13 protein-coding genes, 1 tRNA gene and 1 pseudogene are annotated in these 14,469 nt (G+C 68.7%); 10 read left to right on the top strand and 5 right to left on the bottom strand.

The window, feature by feature from the left end:
* The 4 genes and pseudogenes from EJK91_RS22415 to EJK91_RS12655 all read right to left on the bottom strand — a co-directional run.
* Positions 1 to 161: pseudogene (locus EJK91_RS22415) on the bottom strand (IS110 family transposase); the annotation flags it as partial.
* A gap of 543 nt (positions 162 to 704) precedes the next feature.
* Positions 705 to 1,598: a nucleoside triphosphate pyrophosphohydrolase gene (locus tag EJK91_RS12665; protein ID WP_125079102.1), complete on the bottom strand. Its 894-nt coding sequence runs from the start codon at positions 1,596 to 1,598 to the stop codon at positions 705 to 707.
* Between the two features lie 5 nt (positions 1,599 to 1,603).
* Positions 1,604 to 5,248 carry a transcription-repair coupling factor gene (mfd, locus tag EJK91_RS12660; RefSeq protein WP_164517952.1) on the bottom strand — a complete coding sequence of 1,215 codons (3,645 nt, stop codon included), beginning with the start codon at positions 5,246 to 5,248 and terminating at the stop codon, positions 1,604 to 1,606.
* Between the two features lie 59 nt (positions 5,249 to 5,307).
* On the bottom strand, positions 5,308 to 5,910 hold the full coding sequence (locus tag EJK91_RS12655) for a TetR/AcrR family transcriptional regulator (protein WP_024442510.1): 603 nt from the start codon (positions 5,908 to 5,910) through the stop codon (positions 5,308 to 5,310).
* Positions 5,911 to 6,055: 145 nt separating this feature from the next.
* Between EJK91_RS12655 and EJK91_RS12650 the strand changes: the two genes are divergently transcribed.
* From EJK91_RS12650 to pth, 10 genes are all read left to right on the top strand, one after another.
* A tRNA-Gln gene (locus EJK91_RS12650) sits at positions 6,056 to 6,127 on the top strand.
* A gap of 62 nt (positions 6,128 to 6,189) precedes the next feature.
* Positions 6,190 to 7,689: a bifunctional UDP-N-acetylglucosamine diphosphorylase/glucosamine-1-phosphate N-acetyltransferase GlmU gene (glmU, locus tag EJK91_RS12645; protein WP_125079101.1), complete on the top strand. Its 1,500-nt coding sequence runs from the start codon at positions 6,190 to 6,192 to the stop codon at positions 7,687 to 7,689.
* 109 nt (positions 7,690 to 7,798) lie between these two features.
* Positions 7,799 to 8,779, top strand: a complete 981-nt coding sequence (locus EJK91_RS12640; protein ID WP_046301308.1) for a ribose-phosphate diphosphokinase — start codon at positions 7,799 to 7,801, stop codon at positions 8,777 to 8,779.
* 1 nt (position 8,780) lies between these two features.
* Entirely contained in the window at positions 8,781 to 9,125 is a 345-nt protein-coding gene (gene arsC, locus EJK91_RS12635; RefSeq protein ID WP_046301307.1) for an arsenate reductase (glutaredoxin), read from the top strand.
* Positions 9,122 to 9,778, top strand: a complete 657-nt coding sequence (locus EJK91_RS12630) for an LpqN/LpqT family lipoprotein (protein WP_444850818.1) — start codon at positions 9,122 to 9,124, stop codon at positions 9,776 to 9,778. Before arsC ends, EJK91_RS12630 begins: the two co-directional genes overlap by 4 nt.
* A 57-nt stretch (positions 9,779 to 9,835) precedes the next feature.
* A complete protein-coding gene (locus tag EJK91_RS12625; protein ID WP_164517951.1) occupies positions 9,836 to 10,201 on the top strand; it encodes a heme-binding protein in 366 nt (121 codons plus the stop codon).
* Positions 10,201 to 10,470, top strand: a complete 270-nt coding sequence (locus EJK91_RS12620) for a hypothetical protein (RefSeq protein ID WP_125079100.1) — start codon at positions 10,201 to 10,203, stop codon at positions 10,468 to 10,470. Before EJK91_RS12625 ends, EJK91_RS12620 begins: the two co-directional genes overlap by 1 nt.
* 27 nt (positions 10,471 to 10,497) lie before the next feature.
* Positions 10,498 to 11,379, top strand: a complete 882-nt coding sequence (locus EJK91_RS12615) for an oxidoreductase (protein ID WP_125079099.1) — start codon at positions 10,498 to 10,500, stop codon at positions 11,377 to 11,379.
* Between the two features lie 138 nt (positions 11,380 to 11,517).
* The gene (locus EJK91_RS12610) at positions 11,518 to 12,150 is read left to right on the top strand and encodes a 50S ribosomal protein L25/general stress protein Ctc (RefSeq protein WP_125079098.1); all 633 of its coding nucleotides are present in this window, start codon (positions 11,518 to 11,520) and stop codon (positions 12,148 to 12,150) included.
* A gap of 12 nt (positions 12,151 to 12,162) precedes the next feature.
* Positions 12,163 to 12,747: an aminoacyl-tRNA hydrolase gene (pth, locus tag EJK91_RS12605; RefSeq protein WP_125079097.1), complete on the top strand. Its 585-nt coding sequence runs from the start codon at positions 12,163 to 12,165 to the stop codon at positions 12,745 to 12,747.
* Positions 12,748 to 12,792: 45 nt separating this feature from the next.
* Here pth and EJK91_RS12600 read toward each other — a convergent pair whose 3' ends face one another.
* Complete coding sequence (locus EJK91_RS12600) at positions 12,793 to 14,427, bottom strand: fatty acyl-AMP ligase (RefSeq protein ID WP_024442520.1); 1,635 nt, start codon at positions 14,425 to 14,427, stop codon at positions 12,793 to 12,795.
* Between the last annotated feature and the right edge of the window lie 42 nt (positions 14,428 to 14,469).

Genomic DNA, 14,469 nt, shown 5'->3' with positions numbered 1-14,469 from the left:
GGCAATGACCGCAACCAGTCCAGGATCTCCCCGTAATCAGGGGTCAGCCGACGCTCGAATACCTCACCGGTATCCCCGTCCAATGCACACCCGATCACCGAACGTGCGTGCACATCCAAACCAACACTCGTACGCTGAACCTTCACTGGGGCCTCCCACATCTTGTGGCTCTACCGGCCAGGACCTGATTCCTGTCGGCAACCCACGGTCACATGTGAGTGAGGCCCCAGCCCCCCATACCGTCTAACACAGTCGGTCGAGCCTTGACGGTTGGAGCCCCATCCGCCTCACCTGTCTCGGCTCCCGAGGGTATGSAGATGTGCCCGCCTGTGAGCGACAGGTCAGACAAAGGCCCAGGTGGGCGCCGGAAAGACGCCTAGGCTCACGCCCCATCTGCACCAGGTTCCCCGCGTATCTCATCCGCCGCGGATTGTCGCTGAGGGGCGGGGCGCCCACCTAACAGCGACAATCAGGGCTCCCACGCACACCGTCATCGCCATTGTCGCTACGACGCGGGCACCCCTCAGCCCGCGGCAAAAGCGTGACACTGGGGGATTTTGAGGTGACAGTGACGTTCGTGAATACCGGAACGCACAGCCACCTGCGGAAATACCGGGTTGTCGCTCACAGGCGGGCACATCTGCATACCCTCGGGAGTCGCGACCAAAGTGACGGATGAGGAGACCGGCCGGCCGAGCGGGAGGCTAGGGCTGCGGCCAGTGGGCGCGCCACAGCTCTTCGGTGGGCTCGCCGATGATCGTCTTCTCGACGGCACGGACGGTGTCCATGAGTTCCAAAACCGCTGTCCGCAAATTGTTTTCGGCGTCGACGCCGGCCGCGACGGTCACGGTGGTGACCGTCTCGGGGATCAGGTCGGCCGGCACGCCGGCGCGGACCAGCCGTTGCAGCACTTTCTGGGCCAACGCCAAGGCCGGCTGCGCGGTCGACAGGTCGTCCATGATCGAGTTCCTGGAACTCTTCTCCAGCGTTTTCCGCTCTTCCCACTGCGCCACCTGCTCGGCCAGCGAGATCTCCTCGCCGGCGAGCACCGCGGGCGCCCGGTTGCTCAGCTTGCGCAGCAGCGAATCCGCGACGTCATCGATGCCGAACGGGTTCTCCAGCGCGTCCTCGGCGATGCGGGCGTGGAACAGCACCTGCAAGAGCACGTCGCCCAGTTCCGCGCACAGCTCGTCGGCATCCCCGCTGCGGACGGCGTCGAACAGTTCATAGGTCTCCTCAAGGAGAAACCGGCGCAGCGAGTCGTGGGTCTGCTCGCTCTCCCACGGGCCGGTGGTGCGCAACCGGTCCATGATCGCGACCGCGTCGACCAGCCGCTCCCCCGGCGACGCGTCCGGCGCCGCGATCAGCGCCTCCCCGGCCTCCAGTCGAGCGACCACGTCGGGATGGTTGCGGTCCGAGGACAGCAGTACCGGGGCTTGCACGTCGGCGGCGCCGGTGAGCACCGATCGAGCGGCCGGCAACGACCACGGCACCACGATCGGCAGTTCCTCGGTGTAGACGACCTCACCGGCGAGCAACGCGAGGGCTTCGACCGGGACAAGCGAGGGCCGGCGGGGGTCGACCAGGACGACGGTCATCGTGGTTACCGTACTGCGGGCACCGCGGCGGTGACGTCGATAAGGCCCTGCGGCTTGCCGTCCAGGGCCGAGACCAGATCGGCCACCATCTGGACGAGTTCGACGTCGCGGATACGGGGCGCACCGACGGGTGCGCCGGCACCACCGGCACGCGGGATCGGCACCTGCACGGTGGCGGTGGTGGCCCGGTAACTCGCCGATGGATGCATCCGCTTGAGCCGCAACTGGGCGGAGTCCGGCAGCGTCATCGGGGCCAGCCGCAGCGTGGTCGCTGACGCCGCCGACACCTCGGTGATGCCGGCGGCGCGGCACAGCAGCCGCAGCCGGGCCACCGCCACCAGCCGGCCGGCCGGCTCGGGAAGCGGTCCGTAGCGGTCGGTGAGTTCCTCTATCACCGCGGTGATCTCGTCGTCGCCGGGGGCGGCGGCCAACCGCCGGTAGGCCTCCAGCCGCAACCGGTCGGAGTTGATGTACTCCGGCGGCAGGTGCGCATCGACCGGCAGGTCGATCCGGACATCCTTGACCTCTTCGGTGGTGATCGTCTCGCCGTTGAAGGCCGCCCGGTAGGCCTCGACGGCCTCGCCGACCAGCCGCACATACAGGTCGAAACCCACCCCGGCGACGTGCCCGGACTGCTCCACCCCCAGCACGTTGCCGGCGCCGCGGATCTCCAGGTCCTTCATCGCCACCGCCATGCCGGCGCCCAATTCGTTGTTCTGGGCGATGGTGGCCAGCCGGTCATGGGCGGTCTCGGTCAGCGGGCTCTCCTTCGGGTACAGGAAGTAGGCGTAGCCGCGTTCCCGGCTGCGTCCCACCCGGCCGCGCAGCTGGTGCAGCTGCGAGAGCCCGAAGGTGTCGGCACGTTCGACGATCAGGGTGTTGGCGTTGGAGATGTCCAGGCCGGTCTCGATGATGGTGGTGCACACAAGGATGTCGTATTCCCGATTCCAGAAGCCCTGCACCGTGGTTTCCAGCAGTTCTTCGGGCATCTGGCCGTGCGCGACCACCACCCGGGCCTCGGGCACCAGGCCGCGCACCCGGGCGGCCGCCGCATCGATCGAGCTGACCCGGTTGTGCACGTAGAACACCTGGCCGTCACGCAGCAACTCCCGGCGCAAAGCGGCCGCGACCTGCTTGTCATCGTGGCCGCCGACGTAGGTCAGCACGGGATAGCGGTCTTCGGGCGGGGTGAGGATCGTCGACATCTCCCGGATGCCGGCCAGGCTCATCTCCAGGGTGCGCGGGATCGGGGTGGCGCTCATGGTGAGCACGTCGACGTGGGTGCGCAGCGCCTTGATGTGCTCTTTGTGCTCGACGCCGAACCGCTGTTCCTCGTCGACGATCACCAGGCCGAGGTCTTTCCAGCGCACCCCGGTCTGCAGCAGCCGGTGGGTGCCGATCACCACATCGACGGAGCCGTCGGCCAGGCCGTTGATGGTCGCCTTGGACTCTTGGGTGTCGGTGAACCGTGACAGCCCCTTTACCGTGACCGGGAATCCGGCCATCCGGGTGCTGAAGGTCTGCAGGTGCTGATCGGCCAGCAGCGTGGTGGGCACCAGCACCGCGACCTGCTTGCCGTCCTGGACGGCTTTGAACGCCGCACGCACCGCGATCTCGGTCTTGCCGTAGCCGACGTCGCCGCAGATCACCCGGTCCATCGGCACCGGCTTTTCCATGTCGGCCTTGACCTCGCTGATGGCGGTGAGCTGGTCCATGGTCTCGGTGAACCCGAACGCGTCTTCCATCTCGGCCTGCCACGGGGTGTCCGGGGCGAACGCGTGACCGGGCGCGGCCTGGCGTTTGGCGTAGAGCGCGACGAGTTCGTCGGCGATCTCTCGGACGGCCTTGCGCGCTTTGGTCTTGGTCTGGCTCCAGTCGCTGCCGCCAAGGCGGCTCAGTGCCGGGGCTTGGCCACCGACGTAGCGGGACAGCTGATCCAGCGAGTCCATCGGCACATACAGCTTGTCGGTCCCGTTGGCGCCGCGTTTGCCCGACGCATATTCGAGCACCAGGTATTCGCGGCGCGCGCCGCCGACGGTGCGCTCGGTCATCTCCACGAACTTGCCGATGCCGTGCTGGTCGTGCACCACCAGGTCGCCGGCGGTCAGCGCCAGCGGGTCGACGGCGTTGCGGCGCTTGGCCGCCAGCCGTTTGCCTTCCGGCCCGCTCACCCGGTTGCCGGTCAGGTCGGCCTCGGTCACCACCACCAGGTTGGCGCCGGGGATGACCAGGCCTTCGTGCAGCGGGCCCTGCAGTACCCCGACCACTCCGGGCTTCGGCGTCGCGCCCGCGTCCAACAGCGTTGCCGCGGTCTCGGATTCGGCCAACTGCTCGACGATCCGCCGGGCGGTGCCGACGCCGGGGGCGACTACCGCGGCCCGTCCCCCGGTCGCGATGTGCGCCCGCAACATGGCGAAGATCTCGTCGATGTCACGCTGGCGGCCCCGCGCCGACGGGGACGGACGCACATCGAGTTCGGTCGCGTCCGGGTCGGGCAGCTGGCTCAGCGTCCACCACGGGTGCCCGGTGTCCAGCGCCACCTGGCGCACCTGCGCGAACTCACGGAATCCCGAGCCGCCCAGCTGTTCGATGTCGATCGGTGCCTCACCGCCGATCGCCGCCACAGACCAGGACGCCTCCAGGAATTCCCGTCCGGTCTTGATCAGGTCGGCCGCGCGGGCCCGGATCTTCTCCGGATCGCAGACCAGCACCGGGGTGCCCGGACGCAGCTGATCGGTCAGCAGCACCTGCGGGCCGGGCCGCAGCACCGGTCCCAGCGCCTCCATGCCGTCGACCGGGATGCCCTCGGCCAGTTTGGACAGCATCTCGCCGACGGTGCCCAACACGGCGTTCTCGGTGTGCGGCTGATCGCGGGCCAGCTCGGCCGCACGCGCCCGCACATCGTCGGTGAGCAGCAGCTCCCGACAGGCCACCGCGACCACGGTGCCGACCTCGATCTCGGGGATGGAGCGCTGATCGGCCACCGAGAACGGCCGGATCTCGGTGACCTCGTCACCCCAGAACTCGATGCGCACCGGATGTTCGGCGGTCGGCGGGAACAGGTCGAGGATGCCGCCGCGGACCGCGAACTCACCGCGCTTGCCGACCAGGTCCACCCGGGTGTAGGCCAGCTCGACCAGCCGGGCGATCACCGCCTCGAACGGGATCTCGTCACCGACGGCCAGCATGACCGGCTCGATCGCGTCCAGTTGACCGGTCATCGGCTGCAGCAGGGACCGGGCCGCGGTCACCACCACGCGCAGCGGAGGTCCCAGCCGGGCGTCGTCGGGTCGGGCCAGCCGGCGCAGCAGCAGCAGACGGGCGCCGACGGTATCCACCCCGGGCGAGAGCCGCTCGTGCGGCAGCGTCTCCCAGGACGGGAACAGCGCCACCGTATCGCCGTACACCCCGCGCAGCTCCGCGGTCAGGTCGTCGGCCTCGTGGCCGGTGGCGGTGACCACCAGCAGCGGGCCGGTGCGGGCCAGCGCGGCGGCGGTGAAGGGCCGCGCGCCGACCGGGCCGACCAGCGCGAGTTCGGTGGGCGGGTCGCCCGCGCGCTCGATGAGTTCGGCGAAAGCGGGCGCGGTCAACGCCAGGTCTACGAGCCCCGCAATCGGGTTTTGGACAGTCTGGTACCCCGGTGCGGTCATGATGTGGGCAATTCTAGGCGGTGTGGCGGATGCCGACGATTTGCGTTGCGGTACATGCCTTATTCGTCGTGCAGGGTCGGATCGGACTCCAGGTGAGTCAATCCGTTCCAACACAGGTTGACCAGGTGCGCGGCCACCACTTCCTTCTTGGGTTCGCGTACGTCGAGCCACCACTGGGCCGTCATCGACACCGAACCGACCAACGCCTGGGCGTACAGCGGCGCGGTCTCGGGGTCCAGGCCGCGTTTGGCGAAGTCGCCGGCCAGAATCGACGACACCTGGCCGATAGCGTCGTTGAGCAGGGTCGAGTAGGTGCCGGAGCTGATCGACGCCGGCGAGTCCCGGATCAGGATGCGGAATCCGTCGGTGTGCTCGTCGACATAGGTCAGCAATGCCAGCGCGACGCGCTCCACCCGCAGCCGGGACTGGTTGTTGGTGGCTTTGGTCAAGGACGTGGTGATGCCGTCCAGCAATGCCGACATCTCGCGGTCCACCACCACCGCGTAGAGGCCTTCTTTGCCGCCGAAGTGCTCGTAGACCACGGGCTTGGACACGTTGGCGCGCTGCGCGATCTCCTCGATGGAGGTGCCCTCATACCCGCGTTCGGCGAACAGCGAGCGGGCGACGTCGATGAGTTGGTGACGACGCTCGCTACCTGTCATCCGGGCTCGAGGCGCCCGGCCGTCCTTGTCCAGACCAGCCACGCGACCAGGGTAGTCCGTGGGACCAGACCGGATTGTCCGACTTCTTACTCGGGCGGCGGGCGGCCCTCGCCGTCGGCGGACTAAAGTCACTGCGAAGCACCGATCCGTCGTGGTGTAATCGGCAGCACCTCTGATTTTGGTTCAGATAGTTCAGGTTCGAGTCCTGGCGACGGAGCTCAGATTTGTCCCACCCTTTGCCGCGAGCGTGCCCAGAATGACAGGCTAGGCGGCGTGTCGATGGACAATCACGCACTCTCGAGCCCGGATGCCAGCCAGGACGCCGTCATCGTCTTGGCGGCCGGAGCCGGCACCCGGATGGTCTCCGACACCCCCAAAGTGCTCCATGAGCTGGGCGGGCGCAGCATGCTGGCGCACTGCCTGCAGGCCGCCGCGGGCGTCGATCCCCGTCACTTGGTGGTGGTGTTGGGCCACGAGCACGAGCGCATCACCGGGGAGGTCGCCGAGCTGGCGCAAGCCCTGGACTTTCCCATCGACATCGCCCTGCAGGACCAGCAGTTGGGCACCGGGCACGCGGTGCTGTGCGGCTTGGCGGCCCTGCCGGACGACTTCACCGGCACCGTCGTCGTCACCTCCGGCGACATCCCGCTGCTGGACACCGCCACCCTGCAGGCGCTGATCGACACGCACCGCACCGCCCCGGCCGCGGTCACGGTGTTGACCACCACGCTGGCCGACCCCACCGGCTACGGCCGCATCCTGCACACCCAGGATGGCGAGGTGACCGCGATCGTCGAGCAGGCCGACGCCACCGAATCACAACGGGAGATCCGCGAGGTCAATGCCGGGGTGTACGCCTTCGACATCGCCGCGTTGCGTTCCGCGCTGGGCCGGCTGGGCTCCGACAATGCCCAGCACGAGCTGTACCTGACCGACGTGATCGGTATCGTCCGCGGCGACGGCCAGGTGGTGCACGCCCGTCACGTCGACGACGCGGCGCTGGTGGCCGGCGTCAACGACCGGGTGCAGCTGTCCGCGCTGGCCGGCGAACTCAACCGACGCCTGGTGGCCGCCCATCAGCGGGCCGGTGTCACCATCGTCGATCCCACCACCACCTGGATCGACGTGGACGTGACCATCGGGCGCGACACCACGGTCGCGCCCGGAACCCAGCTGCTCGGCCGGACCGCCGTCGGGGCGCACTGCACGATCGGCCCCGACACCACCTTGACCGACGTGACGGTGGGCGACGGTGCGTCGGTGATCCGGAGCCACGCCACCTCGTCGGCGATCGGCGCCGGTGCAACGGTCGGGCCGTTCACCTACCTGCGTCCGGGCACCGTGCTGGGTTCCGACGGCAAGCTGGGCGCGTTCGTCGAGACCAAGAACTCCACCATCGGCACCGGGACGAAGGTTCCGCACCTGACCTACGTCGGCGACGCCGACATCGGCGACCACAGCAACATCGGCGCCTCCAGCGTGTTCGTCAACTACGACGGCCAGACCAAACGACGGACCAAGGTCGGCTCGCACGTGCGCACCGGCTCGGACACCATGTTCGTCGCGCCGGTCACCATCGGCGACGGCGCCTACACCGGCGCCGGGACCGTGGTGCGCCACGATGTGCCGCCGGGCGCACTGGCAGTGTCGGCCGGCCCGCAACGCAACATCGAGAACTGGGTGCAGCGCAAGCGGCCCGGCAGCCAGGCCGCCGCGGCCGCCGCGTCGGCGGCTGACGCCGAAGAAGCCGGCCAGACTCCACCCGATCTGTCATCGTGAGCTTGATCGCGTTGAGGCAGCCCGAGGCGAAATCGCACGCCGGGCTACGTACCATAAGGCCCGAATTATCTCGACCGAAATCCACAATCTCCTACGGCGGGGGCAGCGCGTGAGCCACGACTGGACAGACAATCGCAAAAACCTGATGCTTTTCGCCGGCCGTGCGCACCCGGAGCTGGCTGATCAGGTCGCCAAGGAACTGGACGTACCGGTTACCGCGCAGACCGCTCGCGACTTTGCCAACGGCGAGATCTTCGTGCGCTTCGACGAATCGGTGCGCGGCTGCGATGCCTTCGTGCTGCAGTCGCACCCGGCGCCGCTGAACCAGTGGCTGATGGAACAACTGATCATGATCGACGCGCTCAAGCGCGGCAGCGCCAAGCGGATCACCGCGATCCTGCCGTTCTACCCGTACGCGCGCCAGGACAAGAAGCACCGCGGCCGCGAGCCGATCTCGGCTCGCCTGGTGGCCGACCTGCTCAAGACCGCCGGCGCCGACCGGATCGTCACGGTGGACCTACACACCGACCAGATCCAGGGCTTCTTCGACGGCCCGGTGGACCACATGCGAGCCCAGCCGCTGCTGATCGGCTACATCAAGGAGAACTACGGCAACTCCGACGTCGTGGTGGTCTCCCCCGACTCCGGCCGGGTGCGGGTCGCCGAGAAGTGGGCCGACTCGCTGGGCGGCGTGCCGCTGGCCTTCATCCACAAGACCCGCGATCCGCGGGTGCCCAACCAGGTCAAAGCCAACCGGGTGGTCGGCGAGGTCACCGGCAAGACCTGTGTGATCACCGACGACATGATCGACACCGGCGGCACCATCGCCGGGGCGGTCAATCTGCTGCGCGAAGACGGCGCCAGCAACGTGATCATCGCCGCCACCCACGGGGTGCTCTCGGACCCGGCCGCCGAGCGGCTGGCGGCCTGCGGAGCCAGCGAGGTGATCGTCACCAACACCTTGCCGATCCCCGAGGACAAGCGCTTCCCGCAGTTGACCGTGCTGTCGATCGCTCCGCTGCTGGCCAGCACCATCCGGGCCGTGTTCGAAAACGGCTCGGTCACCGGGCTTTTCGATGGGGACGCCTGATATGACGGATGCAGTGGTCTATCACAACCCGCGCTGCTCGACCTCGCGCAAGACGCTGGACCTGCTGCGCGAGAACGGTATCGAACCGACGGTCGTGGAGTACCTGAAGACCCCGCCGTCACGAGCGGAACTGGCCGAGATGATCCGTGCCGCCGGAATCGGGGTGCGCGACGCGGTGCGTACCGGCGAGGCGGCGTATGCCGAGCTGAACCTGGCCGATGCGACCGATGACGAACTGCTCGACGCGATGGCCGCCAACCCGATCCTGATCCAGCGGCCGTTCGTCGTCACCGGTAACGGCACCCGGCTGGCTCGTCCGATTGACGCGGTCCGCGAGATCCTGTGACCACGCTGCGCTTGACGGTCGCCGCACTGGCGTGCGCGGCCCTGGCCGGCATCACATCCGGGTGCGGCGCTAAAAGCCCTGACTACCAGTCGATCTGGGGTAACGGCACCACAACCACCACCTCTTCGGAACCGGAGGCTCCGGTCACCGTGGGGCGCTACCTGGAGGACCAGGGCGTGGTCGCGGAGGCGGTGGCCCCCAACGCACCGACCGACCTGACGGTGTCGATCCCCACGCCGCCGGGCTGGACGAAGAAGGAAAGCTCGTTGCTGCCGCCCACCACGCTGGCGCTCGGCAAGGGCGAGAAGTACCCCCGGGCGATTTTGAGTGTGGTCAAGCTCAACGGGAACTTCGACTCGAAAGAAGCCATCCGGCACGGTGTGGTCGACGCCCAGCTCTCGCCGAACTTCCGGCTGCTGGACGCCTCGAACGAGGACTACCAGGGCTTCCCGTCATCGATGGTGCAGGGCACCTACGACATGGACGGCCAGCGCCTGCACAGCTGGTTCCGGATGGTGATCGCCACCGGCTCGGCGCCGGCCGAACAGCGTTACCTGGTGCAGCTGGCGGTCACCGCCCCCGCCGACGAGGCGCCCAAGAACGCCACCGACGTCGAGGCGATCATGAAGGGCTTCACCGTCGCCGCAAAGTGATCCCCTAGCTGCGTCGGATCTTGTTACAGTGACGCACTCGTCGAAGGGAGTCCCGCCATGTCCCTTATTCGCCCGTCATCGCTGAACCTCGCCGGCCTCGGCGTGGCCGCGGTCGCCACCGGCCTGCTGGCGCCCATGGCGTCGGCTGACGCCCCACCCGGCTGCACCGCCGCCGACATGGCCAACGCCGTCACCGGCGTCACCGCCTCGACGTCGGGTTACCTCTACGCGCATCCGGACGTCAACGCGTTCTACACCGAGCTGCGCGACCGGCCCGACGACGAGGTGCCCGAAGCGATCCGCAGCTTCTTCGCCGACAACCCGCAGGCCCACGCCGACCTGCTGGGGCTGCGCCAGCCCCTGACCGATTTCCGGGCCCGGTGCGGATTGCCCCAGCCCGAGCGCCCGCTGCTGGACCAGTGATGGCCCGCCGGATCTGGGTCGTCGCGGCGCTGGCCCTGACCAGCCTGCCGGGGGTCGTCGTGGTGTTCACTCCGGCCGGCACCGCCACCGCGGGGTGTGTGGGTGTGGGCCGCCGGGTGTATGTCAGCGGCTGCGCCGACCCGGTTCCACCCCCGGCCTACTACGCGCCGCTGCCCGAAGACGTGCCTCCGCCACCTCCTCCGCCGCCGCCGGTCAACACCTGCGTGGGCTACAACGGCCGCTGGGTGCACGCCAACAACTGCAACTAGGCGCCCTAGCGTTCTAGGGTGACAGCCATGAGCTCTTGGTCCGCCTCCGATCTGCCGTCGTTCGCCGGGCGATCCGTCATCGTCACCGGAGCCAACAGCGGTTTGGGGGCGGTGACCGCACGCGAATTGGCCCGAGTCGGCGCCGACGTCACCCTGGCCGTCCGCGACACCGCCAAAGGCGAGGCCGCCGCGGCAGGGATGTCCGGCCGTACCGGTGGGGTGACGGTGCGCGCCTTGGATCTGGCGGACCTGTCCTCGGTGCGGCGGTTCGCCGCGGAGACCGAGTCAGTCGATGTGCTGATCAACAACGCGGGCATCATGGCGGTGCCCTACGCCAAGACCGTCGACGGTTTCGAAAGCCAGATCGGCACCAACCATCTGGGGCATTTCGCGCTGACCAATCTGCTGTTGCCCAAGCTCACCGACCGGGTGGTGACGGTGTCCTCGGCCCTGCACCGGATGGGCTACATCAGCCTCACGGACCTGAACTGGGAGTCGCGGCGGTATTCGGCGTGGCTGGCCTACGGCCAGGCCAAGCTGGCCAATCTGCTGTTCACCAGCGAACTGCAACGCCGGCTCGTGGCGGCGGGCTCACCGGTGCGCGCGCTGGCCGCCCACCCCGGCTATTCGAGCACCAACCTGCAGGGCCAGACCGGAAATCGGATCAGTGACGTGGTGATGCGCACCTTCGGCAACGGTCTGCTGGCCACCAGCCCCGACTTCGGGGCGCGCCAAACGCTCTACGCCGCGTCGCAGGATCTGTCCGGCAATACCTTCATCGGTCCGCGCTTCGGCATCGTCGGCCGCAGCGGTTCGGTGGGCCGCAGTCTGCTGGCCAAGCGCGGATCCACGGCCGCCGGGCTGTGGGAGCTGTCCGCGCAGCTCACCGGCGTTCAATTTCCACTCTGAGCCGCCGATGCGCTAGCCTGACCAGGCGTCACGGCGAGGGCGGCCACCATTGGGCCGCCGTTATCGACGAGGACCTCCTTAGATGGTTGTCGCGATCTGGCCGTGCCTCATGCACCCCGTAGCAACCAAGGAGTCCAGATGGCCAAGAGCCCGACCACCAACCAGCTGACCGTTTCGGTGCGCACCGAGACCGGCAAGGGCGCCTCGCGCAGGGCCCGTCGGGCCGGCCGCGTCCCCGCGGTCCTCTACGGCCACGGCAGCGACCCCCAGCACCTCGAACTGCCGGCCCACGACTTCGCGGCCGTGCTGCGCCACTCCGGCACCAACGCCGTGCTCACCCTCGACATCGAGGGCAAGGAGCAGCTGGCGCTGACCAAGGCTCTCGAGATCCACCCGATCCGTCGCACCATCCAGCACGCCGACTTGCTGGTCGTGCGCCGCGGCGAGAAGGTCATCGTCGAGGTCAACGTCGTCCTCGAGGGCGACGCCGTTCCCGGCACCCTGGTCACCCAGGACGCGACCGCCGTCGAGATCGAGGCCGAGGCGCTGTCGATTCCGGAGCAGCTGACCGTCTCCATCGAGGGCGCCGAGGCCGGCACCCAGGTCACCGCCGGGGCGCTGGAGCTGCCCAAGGGCGTGAGCCTGATCTCCGACCCCGAACTGCTGCTGGTCAACGTGATCGAGGCCCCGAGCGCCGAGGAGCCGGCCGAGGCTGCCGGCGAGGAAGCCGGCGCGGAGGCCGCCGAGGGCGCGGCCGACGAGTCCGAGTAGGCCGAGCACCGCGTGGCCGAGTCACCACCGATATTGGTGGTCGGCCTGGGCAACCCGGGCCCGACCTACGCCCGCACCCGCCACAATGTCGGCTTCATGGTCGTCGACCTGCTCGCCGAGCGGATCGGGTCGTCGTTCAAGCTGCACAAGAAGTCGGGTGCCGATGTGGCCACCGGGCGCCTGAGTGGGCGCTCGGTGGTGCTGGCCCGGCCACGCTGCTACATGAATGAGTCGGGCCGCCAGGTGGGGCCACTGGCCAAGTTCTATTCAGTGCCGACCGGCGGCGTCGTGGTGATTCACGACGATCTCGACTTGGACTTCGGCCGGATCCGGCTCAAGCAGGGCGGCGGCGAGGGCGGTCACAACGGCCTGCGCTCGATCGCGACGGTGCTAGGCAGCAAGGACTTTCAGCGGGTCCGTCTCGGGATCGGCCGGCCGCCCGGCCGCCAAGATCCGGCGGCGTTCGTACTGCAGGCATTCAGTGCCCGGGAGCGCGACGAGCTGCCGACGATCTGCGAGCAGTCCGCCGACGCCACCGAGCTGCTGATCGAGCTGGGTCTGGAACCGGCCCAGAACGTGGTACACGCCTGGGCCTAGCGGGCCGAGTGCCAGATTCCCACACGCGGTGGATGCTGCCGCGGCCTAGGTGACCAGGGCGACGGAGTTGGCCCGGCGCAGCTTGCCCGACGGCGTCTTGGGGATGCTGCCCGGTCCGAGCACCACCACGTTGCGCGGCCGCATATCGACCTCGGTGACCACTTCATGGGCGACCTGGTGCTCGATGCGACGTACCTCGACCGGGTCCTGCCAGGCGTTGGATTCCACCGCGACCGCGAACGTCTCCCGCGAGTGCCCGGCGTCCAGGCGCACTGCGACCGCACAGCCCGGGCGCACGCCCTCGACGCGGCCCGCGGCCCGCTCAATGTCGGTCGGATAGATGTTGCGGCCCGCCATGATGATGACGTCCTTGACGCGGCCACACACCACGACGTGGCCGTCCTCCATCTGGTAGCCCAGGTCGCCGGTGTCATACCAGCCGTGCTCGTCCTGCGCCGGCAGGAAGCCCGCCATGGTCAGGTAACCCGGGGTCACCGGCTCGCCGCGCAGCTGGATCACGCCGACCCCGCGCGCCGGCAGCGAATTGCCGTGCTCGTCGACGATCCGGATCTCGATGCCCTCCAGCAGCGGCCCCAGCGAGGCCAGTCGCCGGGTGTTGCCCTTGGTGGCGGGCACCGCCTGGCGCAGCGCGGCCAGCAGGTCGGCGTCGACCTCGTCGACCACCAGACCCGCACCGCACTTGGAGAACGACACCGCCAGAACCGTTTCGGCCATGCCGTAGGCCGGCAGGATGGCGGCCGGGTTCAGCCCGAACGGTTTACCGGCGTCGATCAGGTCCTCGACGTCGGCCGGCTCCACCGGCTCGGCACCCGAGAGCGCGAACCGCAGCGTGGACAGGTCGAACTGGCCCGGCGTGGCTTGCTTGCGCAGCCGCTTGGCGAACAGCGCGTAGGCGAAGTTCGGGGCCGCGGTCATGGTGCCCTTGTACTTGTCGATCAGCTTGGCCCACAGCAGGGTGTCCCGCAGGAAGTCCATCGGGGTGATCTTGACCAGCTCGGCGCCGAAGTACATCGGCACGGTCAGGAAGCCGATCATGCCCATGTCGTGGAAGCACGGCAGCCAGCTGACCATGACGTCCTTCTCGACGTCGTACTCAGCGCTGATGAACATCGCCTCGGCGTTGGAGTAGATGTTGCGGTGGGTGATCTGCACGGCCTTGGGCGACCCGGTCGAGCCGGAGGTCAGCTGCATCAGCGCCAGATCGTCTTCACCGGCTTCTTCCGGATCGATCGGTTCGGCGGCCAGCAGGTCAGCAACGGTGACGACCTTCAGGCCCTTCTCGGTCAGCACCGGGGCCGCCGCCATGAAGGGGTCGGAGATGATGACGGCCTTGGCGTCGATCATGTCGACGACGGTCATGGTGTCCTCGGCCCACACCGCCAGGTCGGTGCGCGGGGTGGGCTGGTGCAGCATGGTCAGGCTCGCCGCGCGCATCCACACGCCCTGGGCGGTGGGAGCGATTTCGACGGGGGCGCCGGCGAGCACGCCGACGGCGTCACCCGGGCCGACGCCGGCAGCCGCCAGCCCACCGGCGATGCGCCGGGCGCGTTCATGGACCTCGCCCCAGGTGTGCCGGACGGGTGTGTGCGGCTCACCGGTGACCATGCCCTTGGACGACTCCCGGGCACTACGGAACATGTTGTCGGTAAACCTGCTCACGACGGCCTCCTAGCCGGCACCAGTACTTTCCATACGGGCTCA

This window comes from Mycobacterium sp. P7213 (assembly GCF_900604305.1).
Classification (GTDB): domain Bacteria; phylum Actinomycetota; class Actinomycetes; order Mycobacteriales; family Mycobacteriaceae; genus Mycobacterium.
This window is presented reverse-complemented; position numbering and strand designations above follow the sequence as displayed.